The organism is Paraburkholderia pallida (assembly GCF_004524855.1).
In the GTDB taxonomy this organism is placed as follows: Bacteria; Pseudomonadota; Gammaproteobacteria; order Burkholderiales; family Burkholderiaceae; genus Paraburkholderia; species Paraburkholderia oxyphila.
On sequence record NZ_CP038152.1, the window covers coordinates 418,275 to 440,483 of the forward strand.

At 62.2% G+C, this 22,209-nt stretch carries 21 protein-coding genes and 2 pseudogenes; 17 read left to right on the forward strand and 6 right to left on the reverse strand.

Annotated elements, in window-relative coordinates:
- Positions 1 to 201: 201 nt before the first annotated feature.
- Together E1956_RS44630 and pstS are read right to left on the reverse strand one after the other, a co-directional pair.
- Positions 202 to 882, reverse strand: coding sequence for a response regulator transcription factor (locus tag E1956_RS44630; protein WP_134760390.1), 681 nt, complete (start codon positions 880 to 882; stop codon positions 202 to 204).
- A 151-nt stretch (positions 883 to 1,033) separates the two neighbouring features.
- On the reverse strand, positions 1,034 to 2,062 hold the full coding sequence (gene pstS, locus E1956_RS44635; protein ID WP_134760392.1) for a phosphate ABC transporter substrate-binding protein PstS: 1,029 nt from the start codon (positions 2,060 to 2,062) through the stop codon (positions 1,034 to 1,036).
- Between the two features lie 446 nt (positions 2,063 to 2,508).
- On the opposite strand from pstS, the gene E1956_RS44640 reads away from it, so the two are divergent.
- The 6 genes and pseudogenes from E1956_RS44640 (at position 2,509) to E1956_RS46605 (ending at position 6,017) form a co-directional block, all read left to right on the forward strand.
- Complete coding sequence (locus E1956_RS44640; RefSeq protein WP_134760004.1) at positions 2,509 to 3,006, forward strand: transposase; 498 nt, start codon at positions 2,509 to 2,511, stop codon at positions 3,004 to 3,006.
- Between the two features lie 41 nt (positions 3,007 to 3,047).
- Positions 3,048 to 3,337, forward strand: a pseudogene (gene tnpB / locus E1956_RS47980) (IS66 family insertion sequence element accessory protein TnpB).
- Positions 3,338 to 3,417: 80 nt separating this feature from the next.
- Positions 3,418 to 4,728 (forward strand): annotated as a pseudogene (locus tag E1956_RS44650) (IS66 family transposase); the annotation flags it as partial.
- 108 nt (positions 4,729 to 4,836) lie between these two features.
- Complete coding sequence (locus E1956_RS47280; RefSeq protein ID WP_232072627.1) at positions 4,837 to 4,947, forward strand: transposase domain-containing protein; 111 nt, start codon at positions 4,837 to 4,839, stop codon at positions 4,945 to 4,947.
- 28 nt (positions 4,948 to 4,975) lie between these two features.
- On the forward strand, positions 4,976 to 5,278 hold the full coding sequence (locus tag E1956_RS44655; protein ID WP_134760884.1) for a DUF4148 domain-containing protein: 303 nt from the start codon (positions 4,976 to 4,978) through the stop codon (positions 5,276 to 5,278).
- Positions 5,279 to 5,846: 568 nt separating this feature from the next.
- Positions 5,847 to 6,017 (forward strand): hypothetical protein, encoded by a 171-nt coding sequence (locus tag E1956_RS46605; RefSeq protein WP_167760357.1) that lies wholly within the window; start codon positions 5,847 to 5,849, stop codon positions 6,015 to 6,017.
- Between the two features lie 110 nt (positions 6,018 to 6,127).
- Here E1956_RS46605 and E1956_RS44660 read toward each other — a convergent pair whose 3' ends face one another.
- The 3 genes from E1956_RS44660 to E1956_RS44675 all read right to left on the reverse strand — a co-directional run bounded on the left by E1956_RS44660 (position 6,128) and on the right by E1956_RS44675 (position 9,321).
- Positions 6,128 to 7,393 (reverse strand): HEPN domain-containing protein, encoded by a 1,266-nt coding sequence (locus E1956_RS44660; RefSeq protein WP_134760394.1) that lies wholly within the window; start codon positions 7,391 to 7,393, stop codon positions 6,128 to 6,130.
- A gap of 59 nt (positions 7,394 to 7,452) precedes the next feature.
- Positions 7,453 to 8,169, reverse strand: a complete 717-nt coding sequence (locus tag E1956_RS44665) for a hypothetical protein (protein WP_134760396.1) — start codon at positions 8,167 to 8,169, stop codon at positions 7,453 to 7,455.
- Positions 8,170 to 8,745: 576 nt separating this feature from the next.
- Positions 8,746 to 9,321 carry a Panacea domain-containing protein gene (locus E1956_RS44675; RefSeq protein WP_134760400.1) on the reverse strand — a complete coding sequence of 192 codons (576 nt, stop codon included), beginning with the start codon at positions 9,319 to 9,321 and terminating at the stop codon, positions 8,746 to 8,748.
- 1,251 nt (positions 9,322 to 10,572) lie between these two features.
- Between E1956_RS44675 and E1956_RS44685 the strand changes: the two genes are divergently transcribed.
- The 3 genes from E1956_RS44685 to E1956_RS44695 all read left to right on the forward strand — a co-directional run bounded on the left by E1956_RS44685 (position 10,573) and on the right by E1956_RS44695 (position 14,160).
- On the forward strand, positions 10,573 to 10,833 hold the full coding sequence (locus E1956_RS44685) for a helix-turn-helix domain-containing protein (RefSeq protein ID WP_028219235.1): 261 nt from the start codon (positions 10,573 to 10,575) through the stop codon (positions 10,831 to 10,833).
- Between the two features lie 2 nt (positions 10,834 to 10,835).
- Positions 10,836 to 12,176 (forward strand): type II toxin-antitoxin system HipA family toxin, encoded by a 1,341-nt coding sequence (locus tag E1956_RS44690; RefSeq protein WP_134760402.1) that lies wholly within the window; start codon positions 10,836 to 10,838, stop codon positions 12,174 to 12,176.
- A 652-nt stretch (positions 12,177 to 12,828) separates the two neighbouring features.
- Entirely contained in the window at positions 12,829 to 14,160 is a 1,332-nt protein-coding gene (locus E1956_RS44695) for an MFS transporter (RefSeq protein WP_167760358.1), read from the forward strand.
- 22 nt (positions 14,161 to 14,182) lie between these two features.
- Here the strand turns inward: E1956_RS44695 and E1956_RS44700 are convergent, their stop codons facing one another.
- Complete coding sequence (locus tag E1956_RS44700) at positions 14,183 to 14,899, reverse strand: Crp/Fnr family transcriptional regulator (protein ID WP_167760359.1); 717 nt, start codon at positions 14,897 to 14,899, stop codon at positions 14,183 to 14,185.
- A 70-nt stretch (positions 14,900 to 14,969) separates the two neighbouring features.
- Here E1956_RS44700 and E1956_RS44705 point away from each other — a divergent pair, with 70 nt between their 5' ends.
- From E1956_RS44705 to E1956_RS44740, 8 genes are all read left to right on the forward strand, one after another.
- Positions 14,970 to 15,500, forward strand: coding sequence for a thiamine pyrophosphate-binding protein (locus tag E1956_RS44705; RefSeq protein WP_134760408.1), 531 nt, complete (start codon positions 14,970 to 14,972; stop codon positions 15,498 to 15,500).
- 14 nt (positions 15,501 to 15,514) lie between these two features.
- Positions 15,515 to 16,123: a thiamine pyrophosphate-dependent enzyme gene (locus E1956_RS44710; RefSeq protein ID WP_134760410.1), complete on the forward strand. Its 609-nt coding sequence runs from the start codon at positions 15,515 to 15,517 to the stop codon at positions 16,121 to 16,123.
- Positions 16,120 to 17,748: a GMC family oxidoreductase gene (locus tag E1956_RS44715; RefSeq protein ID WP_134760412.1), complete on the forward strand. Its 1,629-nt coding sequence runs from the start codon at positions 16,120 to 16,122 to the stop codon at positions 17,746 to 17,748. The genes E1956_RS44710 and E1956_RS44715 overlap by 4 nt, the downstream gene beginning before the upstream one ends.
- 15 nt (positions 17,749 to 17,763) lie before the next feature.
- The gene (locus tag E1956_RS44720) at positions 17,764 to 18,522 is read left to right on the forward strand and encodes a Crp/Fnr family transcriptional regulator (RefSeq protein WP_134760414.1); all 759 of its coding nucleotides are present in this window, start codon (positions 17,764 to 17,766) and stop codon (positions 18,520 to 18,522) included.
- A 171-nt stretch (positions 18,523 to 18,693) separates the two neighbouring features.
- The gene (locus E1956_RS44725) at positions 18,694 to 19,239 is read left to right on the forward strand and encodes a thiamine pyrophosphate-binding protein (protein ID WP_134760416.1); all 546 of its coding nucleotides are present in this window, start codon (positions 18,694 to 18,696) and stop codon (positions 19,237 to 19,239) included.
- A gap of 14 nt (positions 19,240 to 19,253) precedes the next feature.
- Positions 19,254 to 19,874, forward strand: coding sequence for a thiamine pyrophosphate-dependent enzyme (locus tag E1956_RS44730; protein ID WP_134760418.1), 621 nt, complete (start codon positions 19,254 to 19,256; stop codon positions 19,872 to 19,874).
- A complete protein-coding gene (locus E1956_RS44735) occupies positions 19,867 to 21,486 on the forward strand; it encodes a GMC family oxidoreductase (protein WP_134760420.1) in 1,620 nt (539 codons plus the stop codon). The genes E1956_RS44730 and E1956_RS44735 overlap by 8 nt, the downstream gene beginning before the upstream one ends.
- A gap of 73 nt (positions 21,487 to 21,559) precedes the next feature.
- A complete protein-coding gene (locus E1956_RS44740) occupies positions 21,560 to 22,141 on the forward strand; it encodes a cadmium resistance transporter (RefSeq protein WP_134760422.1) in 582 nt (193 codons plus the stop codon).
- The last annotated feature ends 68 nt before the right edge of the window (positions 22,142 to 22,209 follow it).

Below are 22,209 nucleotides of genomic sequence, written 5' to 3' on the forward strand. Positions count from 1 at the left end.
CCCAATCGCATGATGCATCGTTTCGCGCGCCGACGGAATCGGTGAAGCGCGAACAAGGCATGATGCGGGCCGCTCTCAAGATTTCGAACTGTGATAAAGCAAATTCATTTTCTTCATCACTTCATTCTACCGCCGCCTCCCCATCAACCTGAAAGCGCCTTCTAACTGTATTTTCATAGGGCGCCCGCTTTTTGATCAGGATTACCGAGTGAGATGACAGGGACGCGCTGCCGGGCGCATCCGGTATCCGACGCCCCGGACCGTCACAATCTTCTGCGCACCCAGCTTGTGCCGCAAACGGTGTATCAGCACATCGACCGCGTTCCCTGCGGCTCCCTGGGGGCGTCCGTAGATTTGCGTCGCCAGTTCGGTACGTGTGAATACGCGCGTGGGCTCATTCATCAGCGCAGCCAGCAGCCGGTATTCGCTGGACCTTAATGCCACGGGCAGCCCGTCGAGCGATACCGAACAATCGAGCGGGCGCAACGCCAGATTCCCGATCGTGACTGGCTCCTTATCGTCGGGCGATCGGCGAAACAACAGGCGAACCCTCGCGCCAAGGTCTTCAGGATCCAGCGGCTTCATGAGATAGTCGTCTGCGCCGAGGTCCAGCGCCACCGCCGGGCTTTCAAAAAGACCGTGGGGAAGGATTGCGATGACCGCGGCACGGCCCCCCATTCTTCGATAGCCTCTCAGAAGGCGGAGCGGATCCAGACCCGGGGTCCCAAAATCGAGAAGCACGAGTTCATGGGTTTGATGCTGCAGGCCAAGCTCTGCCTCGTATGCGCTGCTCGCCCAGTCAAGCTCATACCCTGAGCGATGCGCCCATTCCATGACCGGCAGCGCACCCGCATCATCGTTGACAACCAGTAGCAGCCTCACACGATTCTCCAGTCACCTTGACCGGATTGTCACCGCAAGGTGCTTAAGCTCCGCTTAACGGGTTCAATCGCTTATGTATGAAATATCGCATTGACATCAACTGAAATGGAGCAGGTACGGATGCGCAAACCCGCACCTGCACAGATCAGGCTTACTGGGCAATTTCCTTGCCACTGGAATCCTTGACCTTTGCCTTCCATTGAGACTCGATTTCGCTCACGACCGAATCCGGCAGCGAGATGTAGTCGAGGCTGTCAGCGGCGGACGCGCCGTTCTTGAAGGCCCACTGGAAGAACTTGAGCGTTTCCCTGCCCTGCTCCGGCTTGTCCTGCACCGTGTGCAGCAGCACGAAGGTCGCGCCGACGACCGGCCACGCGTCCTTGCCCGGCTCGTTCGTGAGGATCTGGTAGAACGACTTCTTCCAGTCCGCGCCAGCCGCTGCGGCCTTGAACGTTTCGGTTGCCGGCTGAACGATCGCACCCGACTCGTTCTTCATGGCCGTGTAGACCATGTGATTTTGCTTCGCGTAGGCCCACTCAACGTAGCCGATCGCGCCCGGCAGACGCTGCACGAAGGCCGCGACGCCGTCGTTGCCCTTGCCGCCCGTGCCCGTCGGCCAGGACACGGTCGTGCCTTCGCCAACCTTGGCCTTCCACTCGGGATTGACCTTCGAGAGGTAGTCCGTCCATATGAAAGTGGTGCCCGAGCCATCGGCACGGCGGACCACGGCGATGTCCAGATCAGGCAGCTTGACCTTCGGGTTCAGCGCGGCGATGGCCCGATCGTTCCACTTCTTGATCTTGCCGAGGTAGATGTCGCCGAGCACCGGGCCCGAGAGCGTGATTTCGCCGGCCTTGATGCCCGGCACGTTGATCGCCGGCACGACGCCGCCGACCACCGTCGGGAACTGGAACAGGCCGTCCCTGGCGAGTTGATCGTCCTTTAGCGGCGCATCCGAGCCCGCGAAGTCGACCGTCTTCGCCTGAATCTGCTTGATGCCGCCCGACGAGCCGATGCCCTGATAGTTGACCTTGCCGCCGCCCGACTTCTGATAGGCATCCGCCCATTTCGTGTAGATCGGCAGCGCGAAGGTACTACCTGCGCCTGTGATATCTGCAGCATGGACGGTCGATACCGACAGCAACGCAAGCATCAAAGCTGGAATAGATTTCAGTTTCATTCTGGCACCTCATTTGGATGACTAAGTAAGTGCCGCCGGACGATAGTCCCAATGTGTGACTTTCCAGTGAACCTGGAATCGTTCTAAGTTTTGCTCAAGCTCAAGCAATTGGCGAAGCCAGGGTGAAATCCGGTGCCATCAAGTGCAGGCCGGTTGCGGGCCGTTTCGTGATGAAGCTGGCTGATTCACGCTCGCCAGGACGTCACGGCCGTTAACGTTGACATAAGTATTCCGTCCCAGAATTGGACACAGATTCGCCCGGTACGACCCGAAAGTAAGGAGGCTTATATGAACGCGACAATCATCAGGATCGCCTTTACCGGCGCTCTGATCACACCACTGGCTTCGTTTGCTCAACGGTATGCGGTCGAGGAACAACGTCCTTCCAATGAGTGGCTGAAGGTCTGAACCTAAGTGTCCGCGTGGACACATGCACTCAGACCGCAATGAACGAGAATCGAGACCTTCGCAGCAGGCTGGTCGTTGGCCAGAAACGGGATGGCCGGCGCGAATTCAATGAGGACGCTGTACGGGAACTGGTCGCACTGTGCCTGAAGCCGGGCGTGTCGATCGCGCGCGCGGCCATGGATCACGACGTCAACCCGAACCAGTTACGTCGGTGGATCGCGCGCTATCAGCCGCAGATCCTGCACGATCCGCGAGAGCCAGACTCAATGGTTATCGATGGCGTCTCGATCGACATTTCTGCGCCGACGGTCAGAAGCGCCGGCAACGCAAATGCCTTCCCGGCGTTTGTTCCCGTCATCCCTGCGCCTGTGTCGCCGTCGACACCGTCTACGCCGGTTCGGTCGATGGCGCTCGCGCTACATGTTCGGTTGCCCAACGGCGTCGAACTCGACTTCGGCGAGGCGGGCGTCGAAGAGATCACGACGATCATCCATGTGCTCGGGAGGCTGGCGTGTTCCGGTTCGACGAAGGTCTGAACGTCTATCTGCACCGCGATCCGGTTGATTTCCGCTACGGAATGAACAGCCTGTCGATTCTCGTGGAACAGGCGATGGGCCTGAACCCGATGGATTCGTCGCTCTACGTGTTCACGAACCGGCGATGTGATCGTATCAAGATCCCGGCTGGGACAACAACGGGTTCTGGCTATTGCTCAAGAGACTCGAAGCGAAGGACCGCTTCGTCTGGCCCGACAGTAGTACCGGAGTCGTCGCGCTGGACGTCGAACGGTTGCAGTGGCTGCTCAAGGGTGCTGACATTGCCGCGCTTCGGCACCATCCAAAACGACATTATGCTCGTGTGAGTTGAACACGACATTGGCGTGCCGGTCTAACCGACATGCCGATCAACGTCACCCTCTCTGCCGACGAGCTCAAGGCACTCCGGCGATGCGCGAGGAGCACGCTGCGCTTCAGCGGGAACGTGACGAGCTGCGCAGCACGCTGCGACTCGTGACAGCAGAGCGTGACCTCGCCGAAGAGCGCTTACGCGCTTACCGCCGCGAGCTGTTCGGTGCAAAGAGCGAAGCGCGGGATTCTGATCAATACGGCTTGTTCAACGAAGCTGAAGCGCTTGGTGCAAACTCCACGCCCGCGCAGGAAGACACACCGGAAACGAAGGTTGGCGCACACACGCGCAAGAAGCGTGGTCACCGCAAGCCGCTCGATCCCAGTCTGCCGCGCGATGTCGTACGGCACGAACTGCCCGAAGCCGATCGCTTCTGCGCCAACGACGGACACGCGCTTGTGGAGATCGGAGTCGAAACCAGCGAACAGCTCGACGTGATCCCGGAGCAGCTCCGGGTCATCCAGCACCAGCGCGTCAAGTATGCCTGCCCGTGCTGCGATCTTGGCATCAAGGTCACGCCAGCGCCGCCGCGCATCATCCCGCGTGGACTCCTGAGCGAATCGGCGCTTGCGTGGATCGCTGCCGGCAAGTATCAGTTCGGGATGCCACTCTACCGTCAGGCCGGCCTGCTGCGACGCTTCGGCGGCGATACCTCGTCGAACACCATCGCCGCGAGCATCGTCCGTGTCGGGCTCGCGACGCAACCCGTGATCAACCTGATGCGCGATGCGTTGCTCGATGCCGATCTGATCTACTGCGACGAGACGACATTCCAGGTCCTGAAGGAGAAGGGGCGCAAGCCACAAACAAAGAGCTATCTCTGGTCGCAGATGACCGGTTCGGGCACGCCGATCTGCTGCTTCACCTACACGCCCGGAAGAGGTGCAAAGCTAGCTGACAAACTGTTCACGGGGATCCGTAGGGCGCGGTCCTGATGACCGATGGCTATGAGCCCTATAACGGTATCGCCGAGCGATACCAGCTCGTGCACCTCGGATGCTGGGTTCAGTTGCCGACGCTACTTCGTCAAGGCAGAAGACAATGTGCCCAAGGCAGCGCGCTCGCCCGATCTGCTCGCGACGCGCTTCATCAAGCTGATCGGAAAGTTGTTCGTTGCCGAGGCGCGTAGCGCGGAGTGGGTGGCCGAACGTCGACAGCGATTGCGACGACGGTACAGTACACGCGTGCTCGATGTCATCGAAAAGCTGATGCTCGAGCAGTCGCCTGGCGTCGTGCCGCAAAGCTTACTCGGCAAAGCGCTAACCTACCTGCGCGAACAGTGGCCGAAGCTGGTCCGCTACATCGAGAATGGCGACTGGCCTATCTCGAACAACCCGTGCGAAAACTCAATCCGCCCCTTCTGCGTCGGGCGCCGCGGATGGCTGTTCTCGGACACCGTCGACGGTGCGAACGCTAGCGCCAACCTGTACTCCCTCGTCGAGTCGTGCAAGGCGAATCGCATCGACCCATACCGATATCTCACCTGGCTGTTCCAGCGGTTACCTCTGGCGAAGACTGTCGACGACTACGACGCGCTGCTTCCCTGGAAAATGCCTGCCCACTTCCGCTGACCCACACCGCTACCACACATCACGCGCTCTGCCACCTCGCTCTGAGGGGCGTCCTTCGTGGACCGCATACGCTCAAACGACCACGCCACTGACCCATGCGCAGGTACGCGCCCAGCTCGTGCAGCTTGAAAGCTCGGGTTATACCCCCGCCCGGCGCAACGACGCCACCTATCCCGCGGATATTCAGGCAGCCGAGGAACGTGTCCAGGCGCGGGAATCGGCCGGCACGCTGGTCGCGTCAGGCATGGGCAGCGGCACCGGGAGCACTTCGCAAGCCGGCGGACACGACAGTGCGTACCGTGGCACGTCGAAGCTCTTCGAGCACCACTAACAGTTCTGGGTCCAGGTGCCATGCGCCGATCGTGAGTCCGTCCCGAACCTCATACACAGCACGCGCCGTACACTAAGGCGGAATGTCTGGAATGTGCCAATGACCGCGGCCACGCGACACCTGCCGCCGTGGCCGCAGCCAGTGCCGAGCGCTCCCGGAATGTTCGCCTTCGCCGATTGCCACCACGTAACCGGGGTTGTCACGGCGGCAGGTTGGGCGCCGCCGCGCATCGAGAAATTCGACATGGACCTCGATTTTGGCGCCGGCCGCCTGCTGAGTGAAGCGGTGGTTCAGCCAACCCAAATCGGCACCGTGAACAGTGGGTCGCGCAACCAGCCCGCAGAGGTCGTCTCCACCGCCACCGCCCGGGCATGCGTCCGCGAGACATCCGGACTGATGGCTGCACTCGTGCTAGGATTTTCCCGACAACGGAGGAAACGCGATGGCAGTGCACGCTATTACGGCGGTTCGGATGGACGGGAGTTCGCAAAGGATCACACACGTGCTTTGGGGGCAGGTGTCCGTGAGCGGAAGGGCAAGCCCGCCTCGAATTACAAGAGGAAGTTGTTTGAAACGTTCCCTCTTCGTCATTGCCTTCGCGCTCGCAGCCCGCGCGCAAGCCCCGCAGACCGAAACCAGCACCAACACCAACATGGCGTGGCAGCTTTGCAGCATGCAGGCTGTCAGCGCCCAGACCGGCCATCACGACGCCGTCATGGATGCCCTCAAGCAGGATTAGCATCACTGCCCGGACAGCAAATGACGGCGCCCATTCGCCACAGCCCGATAAAGACGTGTTTCAAGGCGGCCTCCAAACATCCAGTGTGGCCGAAGCGATATTGCTCGGCGCTACGTCGCCGCTTCTGTGTCGATTGTGTAGTCGGCGCCCACGAGTAATCTGCTCCAGTCCGGATAGCCGCTGGAATCAATCACGCGTCGAATTGCCGAGGCACATAGGCGCAAGCCGTCCTTCAGCGTGGCCTCAACCTCTGCGGCCGGCGTCTTCGATGGTTCCACGGCGCCGCTGTGAGCAGCGAGCGACCGGTAGGTGTATAGGGTCTCGAGTTGCTTGTACAGTGCGGTGCGTTCGTTGCCGTCTTTCCCCAGTAGCCACGCACCGCGCAGGCGGAACTGCAGGCTAAGTTGATCCTTCGATTGTTGCTGTGAAAGCAATAAAGACTCCAGTGCAATGCCAAGGTCCAGTGCACGGTCAACGCTATTGCGATGTCTAACCGCCTCGTTCAGTCGATGTAGCGGCACTTGCAGCTGTTTTTCTATGCGCTCGGGCAGAGCCAGGTAAGAACGAATGGTGGGAAGGAGATCCCGAATTTCCTCGGTAGACACTGCCACGTTTTCGACGATGCGGGTCTCTTCGGGGGGATTATTCCAGCTGAATCCCGTACGCCCCTTGAGCAGTTCCCCGTCCGCCAGCTCTGTATACGCACTCACAATGAACGGGGAAGACGGCCCAATGAGCGTTAGCAGGTTCGCAACCGCAGTCAGAGAGATGGCATCCTGCACAAACGGAAGGGGCTCACCGTTCACCGGCTGCCGAAACCATTTCGGCCTGACCTCCTTCAGTCGGTACAGTGCGGCCTCCAGAGGCGGACGCTTCTCGTCAACTTGAACGGGCGTCATCCCGGGGATGACAGCGGCCCCCATACTGCGGCGAGCGATGAATTGCTGCAGGGAATCTGAGGGGACGGCCGCCAATGGGCCAAGAAATATTTCATTCGAAAGCTCGATTTGCTCCTTTACGCTGATGCCCCGCAAGAGACAGACCTCGACGCACCGGGAGTAATCTTGCTCGAAAAACCGGTAAAGGTCCGCAACGGCGTCCGCTGGGCTCGTTTGAATTGCCCTATGCACCAACCCCTCCGCGATCGCACCAGGTTGCACTGTGGCTGCCATCGACCCGTGATTTAGCATGTGCCCTTCTCGCTCTTTTACCTCCGGTATGGCGGCCACTGCTTCTCGAAACTCTTCGGGAACGTGGATACGCATATAGCCTAGCGAATCGCCGGGAAAGGCGAACCTAAGCGATGTGGGGTCTTTGGTAAGCAACAATTCGGTGAGGACGCGAACTAGATCTTCTCTGGGCATAAGTGAACTCATGATCGGAAGAGGTTTCTTTCACCCACAACCGCAGACCCGACGTTGGGTCTGGGCGTCATTTACATGGCCGCTTGCACGGCGTCGACAACCTGCCCGAATTGCGGCTTGTAAATCAGGATGCGTTCGAAGGGCGATTTCGCAAGCGCGACCCCGTCAGGCCATTCGATGAACTGATCCTGCGCAGGGTCCATGAAATCGACCACCAGCAGAAGCCAGAACGCCTGGCAGCCCTTGTCATAGTCGGCGACTTTCGCCGTCTTCTCCACTACCAGTTGGCGCACACGTTCCACCGAGACGAACGGAACGGCATAGCTTTGCACACTGCGCCACCTGGCGCCTGCATATTCCTTGCCGCTGTGATAGAGAAAGGTCAACTCGGGCACGTGGTCGAACGTGAGCGAATCTACCTGCCCTGAGGAGCCTTGGACGCGCATTGCGATTTCAGCAAGCTTGCGTGCGAGTGGGTCGATTTCAAGAATCGGCACGCCAGGATCAAACGCGGCTGACAGCTCGATACGTCGGCCACCTGACGCCAGATGAAGCGATTGCGCGCGCTCAAGGACCTGCTCCCTGCGGCGCCGTTGAACCTGCTCGCTTGCCGGATCGCTGCCATCAGCAAGGTACAGATTCGCGATCTCGATGCCGAGCCGACGTTCGCCGTGCAGGATTACGTCCGGCTTGTCCGCGTATTCAATCCGTCCGGCCGGTAAAGCGTAGTGTGACCTGAACAAGTCGAAGTAGTACTGCTCGATCTCGCTGTTGGTAGGACGAGGCATGCAGCACCCAGGCGCGGTCAGAGCGGACAACTATAGCGCAGCGCCCCGTTGAAGGCATGATCCACAGAATGCCGGTGAGAATGCCAGCGCATTCGCGTCAAGGTCGAATGCCCTGCGCCCCTCCTCCCGAAGAAGCCCGTCGTGAAGAGGGTGAAGGTGTTGCACGCTAAATCTTGAGACTCTTCAGATACCTCGAAGTGTGCTGCGAGGCAAAGAGCCCATCCTTCAATCGCTTGACTTGGTTCGCATCAAAATCCGGCGGCTTCGGGGTCCATATTCCCGATGCGATGTTCTTTTCAACGTCGCCGGCGAACAGGGCTTGCGCATACCTGTAGTAGGCGAAGCTCGCATGAACGATAAATGGATGGTCGCTAGCTTGAAAGACGCACGTGGTGTCATACGTCGTGGACGACGACGGCACACTGGAGAACCCAACGACGCACACACAGCCCTGCGCACCCATTGATGGGAACGGCATTGGGTCGTTCAGAATGACGAATAGATGCGAGTGGTTGCCCGGCCCAGACGGCGCAAGGTACGCCGCCCCGGCATGCGCCGTCCAGGAGGGGGTAGAGCTCACGCGTGGCTGAAAGTAGCCCGGATATGGTCAGCCTCTTCAAGACGAGACAAAAGCTCGTTAATGGCTGGCTGATCATAGTTGAGTGCCTTGAATAGCCGCTGGTAAGTGACCTCCGACGGTACGCCTTTGCTGTCCGTCCATTCGAGGCACTTCGAATGGATGTAGTCTGCGAGAGTCCAGTGGTTCATCCCGCCAAACTCATCCCAGATTGCATCAAGCACTGCGATATCGGCGTCGCTGAGTTGCGTGGAGTGCTCAAAGTATGCTTCGGGCTCTTCCGAAAGGATCGGCCGTCGCACGTTGAGTTCGTGGTTGGCAAGATTCTCGATGCGGTCTTCCCAGCCTGGCACATCGCCAGCCAATCGCTGATACGTGCCATACAGCACCGGGCTCTTTTCGAAGACAAGCAATTGATCACCGGTCAACGGCTCGCCGTACTTAGCAAACGACGCCCGCTCGGCAAGGTACAACAAGCGATTCAGCTTTGCCGCGTTCATCGGCGCACGGGCACGGACGAGCAGATACATCGCGGCATCGGCTGCTTTCCTTTCGTCGTACAGGTGCGTGAACATAATTGCCTCCAAAACCCGGCCGTCTCTGCTTTCCACGAGGCTATCTGGGCCAGAAACACGTGTCCATAGGGATAACGGCCGCGCCCTCGTAAAACTTGTGTCGTCGTGTCTCGTAGACCACATATGAGACACAAGCTACCCTGAATCCATGCATCGGGCATGCCAGCACGCCATTTCAGACACGGATTCGTTGTTCGACCGGCAGATTTTCGCATCCACTTGGAAAACGCGTACGAGACCCAAAAAATTCCACGCCCGCTCGAATCAGCGCGCATGCAATCCGTTGCTGGACAGCCAACAGTCTTAATTCTGTGAGTCCGGATTTTTTCTTTTTGGGGGGAAACATTGGGGAGCCCCAACATTCGATAGCACCAGTCCCATCAGGAGTCCCACGCGACGGGGTCGGAACGTCTGTGTGCAGCCGCGTCGTGTGCCGGATGTTAGGAAACGAGACATCACGCCAGAATGCCTCGTGAACATCTGCAACGCCGTGCTACATAGTCCAGGAGGTCGCGCTGCATACACCGCTGACGTGTCCGCATTCACCGGGAATGCCTACACAGTGCCTACACGACCGCCAGAAAGCAAAAAGCCCGACTAGCAATACCGGGCTAAGTGCGTGATTCATTGGCGCGACAGGAGGGGCTCGAACGCCCGACCCTCAGCTCAGAAGGCCGCTGCCCGACTCGCAAGGCGAACTGGCGCATAGCACACAACGGCTAGGGTGCTGCGTGAGCGCCTTTCCTCCCGTGTTCCCTCGCCGCCATTTCCACTTCACATCGTGGGATTTGACATTACACCCCGAATGTTTGGGATTTAAACCGCCGTGCGGACTGTTTTCCCGGCTTGCCGGCGAAGGGAGTCGCGAAGTTCATGCGCACAGGAGAAGTGGAGTCACGAGAAAGAGTACACCTCTCTTCCAGGTTCATTCTTTGTCGACCTGGTCCGTATAACGCAACTTCGCCATGCTTCATCCTCGTGGAACCGCGCAAGAACTTTAAGAGTTGGCAGCACGGGCGCGCTGCGACCGTGACTGCAGCGGGACTGCCTACCGACCAACCGGGCAACGGTCTTTCGGAGGGGGCTGGTGTGAGCCCACGTAGCGGCAATGCCTTTGTAGCCCTTGGGCTACAAAACAGACCAGTTCTCCGATTTTTGTAGCCCAAGGGGCACAATCGCACCTTGCCGTCTTGTAGCCGCTGGGCTACAATTTCCTCGTTTTTAGCCAATTGTGACGCCCCGGGGCTACAAGTGACGAATCTGGCAGACGTTGGAGAGATGCTCAAGCAGGCGCGCAGCGACGCGGGCCTCTCGCAAAAAGACCTTGCTGAACGCGCAGGCGTCGCTCGCACCACGCTCGCGCGCATGGAGACGCTCGCGCGTGGCGACATGAGTGTGGCGGTGCTCGTCCGGCTTCTCGAAGCGGCCGGCTACGACCTGCGGGTCGTCAAGCGCGGTCACGCCCGCACGCTCGACGACGTGCTCACAGAACAGAAACAGTCCGGAGCCTGAGCATGCGCCTTCACGTCTACGTCAAGGGCAAGCCCGTCGCGCAGTTGTACCGCCATCAAGACAACTATGCGCTTCGGTACAGCACTGACGCGTCACCCGAGGACTTCGTCAGCCTGACCATGCCTGTTCGCGAAGAGCCGTGGGTGTGGCCACGCGATTTGCACCCATTCTTTCGCCAGAACCTGCCCGAAGGATTCCTTCTTGAGGTCATTCGTGAGGAATTCGGCCCCCTCCTCGACGGAACGGACCTGTCGTTGCTCGCTGTTATAGGCGGCGCCGGCATTGGCCGCGTGACAGTGGCGCCTGAGGGCGGCCAGCCCGGTGGTGAGCTCGACCCGCTTGACCTCAATACCCTGCTTCATCAGGACGTCTCGACCCAGCACTTCGCGGAGCTGGTGAGGTACTACGCGCGCGCCGCCATCTCGGGGGCGGTGCCGAAGTTCCTGGCGCCGGAGGTTTCCTCCGCGCAAACGCCAGTCGGCAAGCAGACGCTGCGCACCAGCCGGCACATCATCAAGGGTTCCGACGAGCAGACGCCGTACCTTGGGTTCAATGAGCATTACACAATGCGGGTGCTCGCAAGGCTCGACGTCGCTCGAGTGGCAAAAACAACCATGTCTGACGACGGGCGTGTGCTGGTCGTCGACCGCTTCGATGTCGATGAAAATGGCATGCCTGCATACGGCGTCGAGGACGCATGCAGTCTCCTCGGTCTCCCACCGCATGAGAAGTATCGGCCCTCGACAGAGCAGGTGCTGAACGCAACGAAGCCCTACATCAGCAGCGCGAACTGGAGACAGCAGGCCGAACATTGTGGCTGGCTGATACTGACCAACTACGTTGTTCGCAACGCGGACTGCCACTCGAAGAACGTTGCTCTTCTCTACTCGAACATCGACGACGTCGTGTACACACCCGTGTACGACATCGTGACCACCCAGGCTTACCCCCGCTTTGCAAGCAATCCACCCGGGCTTAGCGTCGACGGGCGCAAGACCTGGGCGCCGGGCAAAACGCTGGAGCGATTCTTTAACACGCGGCTGGGCATCCCGCCGCGGCGCTATCGCGAGATGGTCGAGGCACTCTGCAATTCGGCCGTATCAACAGGGAAAGAGGTTGTCGAAGCCGCGAAGAACGAACCCCGATGGCACTGGATAGCGAAGCAGATGCTGCACGCGTGGAACGAGGGCATGGCGACGGTGCGAAGCGCCAAGCCACAAGCAGAGCTCAAGGGCCTCACACCCATTCTTGAGGCGGCCGGATTCTCGGATTCAGACAAGCCGGAGAGCACGAGAGACGTGATTGGACGTTCCGAGCTTCTCGCTCCTGCGAGAAAGAGCTGACCCCTGCAGATCCGGGTTCTGCACCGGGTTGCATTTCGGAATGTTTTTGAATGGCAGCTTACGGCGAAGTCGGCGAGCGCGTACAGTCGGCCACAACCGGTCAATGACTCGCTGCCCTGATATGACTGAAAACGTGCGCAAAGCGGTCATATTTTTTTAGGGACGAACCATACACCGATGGGTCGGACTCGCCCCGTCGCTCGCATTCGCGAAACCTTGGCATCGCCCTGCGGTCGATAACGAAATACGAATCGAGCCAGCATTCGTCGGCCACTAACGCGGGCTGTCCATCGGCGAAGGCAGCCTCGTGGGGTTCAGCTTCGCGCGCGCCCACCTTGTACGTCCGGCCGGCGCGAACAAGGTGCCAAAGCGCGTGACACGACAAGAAAGACGCACGCGTTCTACTGGTAAGAACGATACTTTCCACGTCAACGCCGAGAGCGGTGCCTAAATGCTTCAAATGGACCGCGGATGATGGAAATCGCCGCACCTTGAATGTGTTCGCTTTTTTACAGAATTTCCTCGCCGGCAAATGGACGATACAAATGGCCGCGAGTCTATCCGGACAGCCTGCGTGGTCCACGCGGACGGGCCAGTTCGCGTGCGATCGAGCCGCGCGCCGTCGCGGCCGGACACAAATCAAGGAGACACCATGGGGGCACCCCACGATGCACGCAAAGCCTGGCAGGTCACGGTCTTCCTGTTCTTGTTCATGGTAGTCAACTTCATCGACAAGATCGCGCTCGGCATGCTGGCTGTGCCGATGATGACTGAAATGAAGATCACGCCAACGCAGTTCGGCCTGATCGGCAGCAGCTTCTTCTGGCTGTTCGCCGTCTCGGGCGTGGCAGGCGGTTTTGCGACGACACGCTGGTCAACGACACGGCTGTTGCTCGTCATGGGCGTGGTCTGGTCTTTACTGCAAATCCCCATGGCCGTATCGGCCAGCCTGGTGTCACTCGTGCTGTGCCGCGTGCTGCTCGGCGTTGCGGAGGGTCCCGCTTTCCCGATCGCGGTGCATGCCTGCTATAAGTGGTTCCCGGACAGCAAGCGCGACCTGCCGGTTTCCATCTTCGCTCAGGGTGGTGGTGTCGGTTTGCTATTGGCGGGTGTCTCGATTCCGCAGATCTCGGCGCACTGGGGGTGGCGCGCCAACTTTTATGTGCTGGCCGCGATTGGCGCCGCATGGTGCCTGCTGTGGCTGCTCTTCGGTCGCGAAGGTCCGCTCGAAACTCACACCACACGCACTGCGGATGCGCTGCGCCCCGGATATGGCCGCCAGGAGAAGGGGGCGTCCTTTCGCACGCTGCTGTGCACACCCACCGTGCTCGCGTGCTTCCTGTTGCATTTCGTCGCCTACTGGAGCCTAGCCCTTTCGCTGACCTGGCTGCCTGCCTATCTGCAACTGGGGCTCGGCTATAACGGCGTGACGTCCGGCCGTCTGTACGCGCTGATCGTCGGCGGAGGCATTCCGCTGTCTATCGCCGTCTCGTGGCTGGTCGGCCGGCTCTTGGCCCGGGGCGTTTCTTCGCGCATCGCGCGCGGATTCATGTCCGGCGCTGTGCTCACGGTCGCGGGAATTTGCCTGATCGCGCTGGTATTGGGCGATTTCGCTCCCTCGCTGCACGTCGGCCTGATGTGCATTGCACTCGGCCTGGTGCCAACCGTCTATGCACTGGTGCCGGCTCTATTGGCCGAAATTGCGCCGCCGTGGCGTCGTGGCGCGTTGCTCGCGATCGATAACTCCATTGCTTCGATTGCCGCGGTCATGGCGCCGGTGCTGACCGGCATGCTGGTTGAGCACGCAGGCGCCCGCGGCAGTGCGGGCTATGCGGCGGGATTCGCCGTCTGCGGCGCGATGATGATCATCGGCGGCTTGCTCGGCGCGGCCTTCATCGATCCGCGGCGCGTGACGGATACCAGGGTGGATGCGCTCGGGCAGCGAGAGCCGCAGCCTCGAGCAGAGCTTTCGCAGTCAGACTGAGGTTGCGTCGTTCTGCGCAGCCTCAGTGACCCGCCGCGATGGCGCGCAGGCGTTCGATATTGATGATGCTGTAGCGCGAGTACGTCATGGAGATCGCACCCTCCTTCTCCAACTCCTTCAACTCGCGGTTAGCCATCGGCCGCGAGCAGCCGATCATGTCGGCCAGTTCTTCCTGGGACAGCTTCAACGAAATCGCCACACCTTGTGGCGCCGGGACGCCATAGGGCGAGACGAGCTCCAGCAGTGTCTGCGCGCAGCGCTGACGCAACGGCAGCAGCAGGCTGTCGGTCAGGCGCGCGTAGGTCCGGCGTGAGCGCAGGCACAGCGTGCGCATCAGGCAGCGTGTCAGCGCCGGCTCGGCCGCGGTCAGCCGCTCGAACAGTGTTCGATCGAGCTGCAGCACCAGCGAGTCCTCGTGGGCGGTGACGTCGTGAACCGATCCACCTTCGTCGATGAACGGAATCAGGCCAATCAGCTGACCGGGCTCGAGATAGTTGGTCACATGCCGCTTGCCGGTTGCGCTTGTGGCACTGACCTCCAGCGCACCGTCCAGCACCATGTTGAGCTTGCCGACGGGCTCCCCGCAACGCATCAGCATCTCGCCACGTCCCAGCCGCTTGATCGAGGCATGGTCCTGGATTGCCTGCAGGGAGGCGGCGCTGCAGTCCTGGAACCAGGACGCGCGCTGTAACACGTCGGCAATGAGTCGCGCGAGCGCGGCAGGAGGGGAATCTGTCATGTTATTTACAGAAATGCGGAGTGGGGTTCCATAGACTGGATCGGTCGAAACAGACCATGAGGAGATACCGATGTCGGAGCAGCAGCGTGGCATCCCCGCGTCCGCGATGATCGAGGCGTTCGGGCGTGCAGGGGTGAGCCATTTTGTGACAGTGCCGGACTTTGTGCAACTTGCTCTGCACCAGGCCGTCGAGCGCGGGGACGGCGGGATGACCCTGGTGCGCGCGTGCAACGAGGACCAGGCGGTGTGTACCGCGGCCGGTCTCACGATCGCCGGTGCAAAGCCGCTGATCGTGGTGCAGAACCAGGGCTTCTATGCATGCATCAACTCGGTACGCGCGGTGGCGCTGGATGCGGGCATCCCCAGCATCTTCCTGATCGGCCAATTCGGCCGCGAGCACGATAACTACGGCCAACCCACCACTGCGTCGCGCCGACGCGTCGTGAACCTGCTGGAACCCGTGCTCGGTGCGCTCGGCGTGCCGCACTGGCCACTCGAGCAGGAAGCCGATCTGGACGCAGTCGAAGCGGCTGTTCACTCAGCCCGTACGCGCGGCGGCCCCGCCGCGCTGGTGATCGGTCGGCCCCTCGCCTGGCATTGAAGGAGGAAAGGAAAATGCGGATTACACAGGCATGCCAACTGATCGCGCAGGCGCGCGGCGAGCGGGTGATCGTTTCCACGATGGGTGCGATGCGCGCCTTCGACATGCTCGATGAGCGCGAGCGCCGTCTCAGCTCGGTGCCGCTGATGGGGGGCGCGGCGAGCCTGGGCCTGGGCCTCGCGCTGGCGAGCCCGGACGTGGGCGTGGTGGTGGTTGACGGCGACGCGAGCCTGCTGATGCAACTGGGCGGACTCGTCACCGTTGCCGACGCATGTCCTCGGCACTACCTGCATGTCGTCATCGACAATGGCGTGCAGTTCGGCGGTGCGTCCAATCTGCTGACGCCGGGCGCGGGCCGTGTCGACTACGCGTCGTTGGCGAGCGCCGCAGGCTATGCGCAGGTGGCCGGTTTTGACGAGGCCGACGCCTTCTCCAACGCACTACCTTCGTTGCTGGCGCAGGACGGACCTGTATTCGTCGTGCTGACGATCGAACCTGAGCCGCCGAGATTTGGCCCTGAACTGCCGCAGCCCGAAATGCCGGACCATCAGTTCACGCGCATGGGGGAAGAGGCCAGGACATTGGGGCACTGGTATGCCAGCCGGCAAAAGGAGCGCTCATGAGCGAGATCGTGACGGAACAGTTCGACTACGTGGTCGTGGGTGCGGGCTCGTCGGGCGCCACGCTCGCCACGCGGCTTGCCGAGCGGTGTCGCGGCAAGGTGCTGCTGCTGGAGGCTGGCGCACGGCGCGAGCGCGACTTCTGGGTACGGGTGCCGATCGGGGTGGCCAAATTGCTGCAGAACGCGCGCTACGCGTGGCAGTTCTTTACCGAGCCGCAAGCGCAGCTCGCGGGCCAGAAGATCTATTGGCCGCGTGGCCGCATGCCGGGCGGCTCCAGTTCGATCAACGGCATGATTTACGTGCGCGGCGAACCGGCCGAGTTCGACCACTGGGCGTCGTTGGGCAACCGCGGCTGGGATTATGCGTCGCTGCTGCCCTACTTTCGCCGCCTGGAAAGCTATGCGGGCGGTGATGATGCGCGTCGCGGCCGTGACGGGCCGATCGCGATCTCCTCGGTCGCCGGCCTCAATCCCAATCCGCTCAGCGATGCATTCATTGGGGCTTGCCAACAAGCCGGCATTCCGGCGACACCGGACTATAACGGTGCACAGTACGAGGGTGTCAGCTATCTGCAGCTCTCGATCGGGCGTGGCCAGCGCTGTAGCACGGCAATCGGCTATCTGCACGGGCAGCCGCAGTCAAACCTGCGCCTCGAGACCGAGGCGCAGGCCACACGTCTATTGTTCGATGGCCGACGCGTGAGCGGCGTCGAGTACGTGCAGGACGGGGTCACGAAGCGTGCGCTGGCCGCGCGCGAAGTCGTGCTCAGTGCGGGGCCGATCAAGTCACCACAACTGCTGGAATTGTCTGGCATCGGCGATGCCGCTCGACTGCGCGCGCTGGGCATTGCGGTCAAGGTCGATTTGCCTGGCGTGGGAGAGAATCTGATCGACCATCTGCAGTCGCGCTTGACCTTTGCGTGCACGCGCTCCATCACGCTCAACGAGATCATGCATAGTCCGCTGCGCCAAGGCTGGATGGGCTTGCGTTACCTGCTGACGCGGCGCGGCATCATGGCCACGCCATCGGCCAGCGCGCACGCATTGGCGCGGCTTGCGCCCGAGGACACGAGGCCGCGTGTCAAGATTCAGGTACACCACTTATCGGGTGCTGATCGCTACGCCGGCAAAGGCTACGGGCTCGATGCCTTCCCCGGTTTCGCGGTGGGTTTCTTTCAGCTGCGTCCCGAATCGCGCGGTCATCTGCACATCCGTAGTCCGGACCCCTTCGCCGCTCCGATCATCGAGCCGGGGTACCTCAACGCAGAGACGGACCGACAGACCATGCTCGGCGCACTAGGCCTGGCGCGCAAGGTGATGCAGCAGTCCGGCATCACGCCGCTGGTGGCCCGCGAGACCCGCCCGGGCATCGATGTGCAGGATCGCGAGAGCCTCCTCACTTACATCAAGCAGACGGGGCAAACCAGTTGGCATCCGATCGGCACCTGCAAGATGGGTACCGACTCGATGGCTGTTGTCGATCCACTACTGCGAGTCCGTGGCGTCGATGGGTTGCGTGTGGTCGATTCGTCGGTAATGCCGACCATGTGCTCGCCCAATACCAACGCCGCTTCAATCATGATTGGTGAGAAGGGGGCTGATATGATTCTGGGTTCCACAATCTAATCGGCCCCGAACGCAATGAGTAGCACGAAAGCCGAAACGGCCGACAAAAACACCAGGGCTCTGGCGCGTGGCGTCGTAGGTCGTGTCCAGTGGATTGGCGATTGCCGGCCGGAAACCCTGGACGAGCTGGTCGCGTGCGGCCAACTGCGAAAGTACGGCAAAGGCGAATGTGTCGCCCAGCGCGACCAGGCGTTCGACTTCATGGGCGTGCTGATCAAGGGCTCGCTGGAAGCGAGTTTCACGCGCCCCTGGGGCCACCGGCATCTGGTGGGCATCCTGCGTCCCGGCACGCTCGTCGGGCTTGTGCCGACGATGGACGGGCTCGGCCATGTCAACGACCTGTGGTCCCGGGAGCCGTCCACGGTCCTGTTGATTCCCCGCGACGACGTGCGCAGGATCCGTGACGCGGATCCTGCGCTGGCGCGCGCGCTGGAGCGCCATCTGGCATTTCGTTGCCGGTTGCTGTTCGATCGCCTGATAGCGGATTCCGGGTTGTCGCTCGAAGCGCGTCTGTGCAACTTGCTGCTGACGCTATGCTCGTTGCACGGCTCGCCGCGCGGCAACGTCGTCGAGCTCGACTTGAAGCTCTCGCAGACCGATCTCGCGGACTGGCTCGGCGTGAGCCGCCAGCGCATCAATTTCGTCGTCAAGCAGTTGCAGGCGGCCGACATTCTCGAATTGCGCTACTTCGCCATCACGATCGTCGATTACGCGTTGCTCGTCGAGCGCGCGGCCGATCCGTTGGCAGGCAAGGCACCGAATCCCGTCTCGTGACGCCGCGCCGGAACGCTTCGGCACGCTAATCATCACGCACTTGTCTCCGATTTGACAGATCCCGTCTGTCGCTTCTCCTAAGCTGTTGCGCTGGAGGGAAAGCGAACCTGCGGCGCGAGCGCCGTGCTGCGTTCGCTCCCGTCGTCGGCATCGATCGCGAGGAGACAGCGAATGAACCATCAACCCACCCCCAATCCCCCGGGCGGCCCCAGCGCAAGCGGACTCCTGTCCGCGTTGCGCGCATCCGGCACGACGCATGTCGTCACCGTTCCGGACTTCGTTCAGTTCGCGTTGCATGAACGGCTGCAGGACGCCAGCAACGGCGTGCAGCAAGTATTCGCGTGCAGCGAGGATCAGGCGCTCACCGTTGCGACGGGCCTGTACGTCGGCGGCGCGAGCCCGGTCGTGATGATGCAGAACCAGGGCCTTTACAAGTGCATGAACACGCTGCGCGCAACCTGCCTCGACGCAGGCGTGCCCATGGTGTTCCTGGTCGGCCAGTTCGGGCGCGAAGCGGAGAACTTCGGGCAGCCGGCTCGTCAGTCGCGGCGCAGCATGGTCCGCCTGATGGAGCCGGTGCTCGACGCCATGGGCGTGCGCCACTGGAACATCGACGAGGCGCACGACGTCGAGCGCTGCGCGCAAGCCTTCGCGCATGCGGCCGCCACCGAAGGGCCCGCCGTGTTGCTGATCGGCCGTCACATCACCTGGAATTGATCGGAGCGCTCACCATGAAACTTGGACAGGCATGCGCTGCGATTGCAGCGGCACGCAATCAACACGCTCCGCAGAGCCCGCTGGTGACGACGATGTCGGCGCAGTTCGCATTCGACCTGATCGGCGAAACCGCGCGGCGCATCGACTCGGTGCCGCTCATGGGCGGAGCCGCGGGCCTCGGCCTCGGCATCGCGCTCGCGAAGCCCGCGTTGCCGGTCATTGTCGTCGATGGCGACGCCAGCCTGCTGATGGAGCTTGGCGGCCTCGTGACCGTCGCTCACAACAAGCCGCGCCACTTCGTGCATATCGTCGTTCACAACGGCGCGCAGTTCAACGGCCTCGTCAACCTGCCCACGGCGGGCACGGAGCCCACGTGCGATTTTGCCGGCATGGCGCGCGCCGCGGGCTATGATCGCGCCTTGCGGATCGACAGTCTCCCGGCCCTTGCAGAAGCGCTGCCGCAATGGCTCGCCGAAGCGGGCACCACGTTCGTCGAGCTCGTGGTCGAAGCCGATCCGCGGCGGGTCGGCAATGAAGCGCCGCAGCCGCTGCTGCCGGACAGGCAGTTCATGCGCATGCGCCTCGCGCTCCGGCAGTTGCGCGCAGCGCTCAACGATGAGCCGGCCCATGAGTGACGCTACAACATTCGACTACATCGTGGTGGGCGCCGGCTCCGCGGGGGCCGCGCTCGCCGCGCGGCTCAGTGAGCGCGCGCAGTTTAGCGTGTTGCTGCTCGAGGCGGGACCGCCCGATACCGATATCTGGACCCGCGTGCCCATGGGCGTGGCGAAGGTGTTGCAGCAGGGCAAGGTGACACGCAGCTTCTTCACCCAGCCGGACCCGCAGATGAACGATCGCCGCATCTACTGGCCACGCGGCTGGGTGGTGGGCGGGTCGTCGACGGTCAACGGCATGCTCTGGGTGCACGGCACCCCGCGCGAATACGACTTGTGGGCGCAAGACGGATGCCCGGGCTGGGCCTACGCGGACCTGCTGCCGTGGTTTCGCAAGATCGAGTCCTTTGCGGGCGGAGACGAGCGGTATCGGGGTCGCCATGGGCCGGTGAGCGTGACCGAGTTCAAGCCCGTCGATGCGTTGCCGGACGCGTTCCTCGATTCGACCACGGCAGCCGGGGTGGTGCAGCGCGTCTCCGATTACAACTCGGGCGGCCTCGGCGGCAGCTATCTCCAGTTCAACACGCGCAATGGCAAACGGTGCAACACGCGGATGGCGTATCTCGACGCCGCGCTCGGTCGTGCGAATCTGCGTCTCATGACCGGCGTGCTGGTCGAGCGCGTCCTGTTCGAAGGCACGCGCGCCATTGGTGTTCGCGCGAAGGCAGGCGCCACGCAAACCGACTTTCGCGCAAACCGGGAAGTCATCCTCTGCGGCGGCGCCTTCAATTCGCCCCAACTGCTGGAGCTCTCGGGCGTCGGGCGGCGCGAAGTGCTGGCAGGCGCAGGCGTGCCGCTGCTGCATGAATTGCCGATGGTGGGCGAGAACCTGAGCGAGCATGTCTATAGTCCGCTCAATTACCGCACGACACGCGAGGTGAGCTGGAACGGCGCTCTATCGAGCCCGCTGGGTCAGGCGCGCCTTGCCGCCCGCTGGCTATTGCGGCGCGACGGGCCGCTCGCTTCCAGCTCGATCACCGCGCAGGCCTTCGCGCCGATGCAACGGGGCGGCCAGCACGCGGAGCTCAAGCTCCAGATCCAGCAGGTCAGCAGCCCGGGCAATCGTGGGGCCGGCAAAATCACGCTCGACACGTTCAGCGGTGTGACGCTCGCGTCGTTCCAGATCCGCCCGCGCTCGCGCGGCAGTTCGCACATCGCCAGCGCCGACCCCGCCGCCGATCCGGTGATGTACTCCAGGCACTTCACGCATCCCGACGACATCGATGCCTGTCTGAAGGCGCTGAAGCTCTCGCGCCGGATTGCCGAAACCGGGCCGTTATCGAAGTTGCTGGAAGGCGAAGTGCGGCCGGGCCCGCAGGCGGCGAGCGACGAGGCATTGGTCGCGTATCTGCGCGCGACGGGCGCCACCGCCTACCATCCGGTGGGCACCTGCAGGATCGGCAGCGACGCCGCGCAGTCGGTGGTGGACCCGCGCCTGCGCGTGCACGGTCTCGAAGGCCTGCGCGTGGCTGACGCCTCGGTGATGCCCACGATTGCTTCGACGAACACGAACGCGATCTCGATCGTCATTGGCGAACGCGCGGCGAGTTTCATTCTCGACGAAGCGGCATAAACCTCAGGTCGAGGTGACGCGCGCGCAGGCCGCGCGCGTCTTTCGCCACCTCCCCTCCCAACGCAACATTCGCATGGCCGCACTCATCGTTCTCACTGTCGTCGCGTTTGGGTCGACGAACGTCGACAACACGCTCGCATTGCTCGCATTTCTTGTGGAGGCCCGTGACGGCGGACGACGCGCGATCATCGGCGCGTTGGCCGGCTCCTGCGCGCTGGTGGCGTTCTCCCTGTGCGTTTCGGCGCTGATGGTGGCCCTGCCGCATGGCGCGCTTCGCTGGCTCGGCGTGTTGCCTTGCCTGCTGGGTTTGCACAAGGGCTGGGCGTTCTGGCGGGGGGAGACGCGTCCCGAGCCGCACGCGCAAAGCGCGACGCCGCCTGGCACATCTTCGTCGTGGACCGTTGCCGCCGTGACGGTGGCAAACGGGACGGACAATATCCTCGCCTACGTCGCCGTGCTTGCCGGCCGCTCAGGGTGCGAGCGCGTTCTCATTGCCTCGATGCTGTTGGCGCTGATCGGCCTGATGTGCGGCCTCGCCGCGTGGCTGGGCCGTCGCCGGTTTCTCGACGCGGCACGAAGCCGATACGCGGCGGCGTTCCTGCCAGCGTTGCTCGTCTTCGTCGGCGTTTCCCTGCTGATGCAGCGCGCGGCGTAGGACCGCGGCCGGCACGGCGCGTGCCGGCCGCCGCGTGCCGATTTGGCACGCGGCGCGCGGCTTACCGG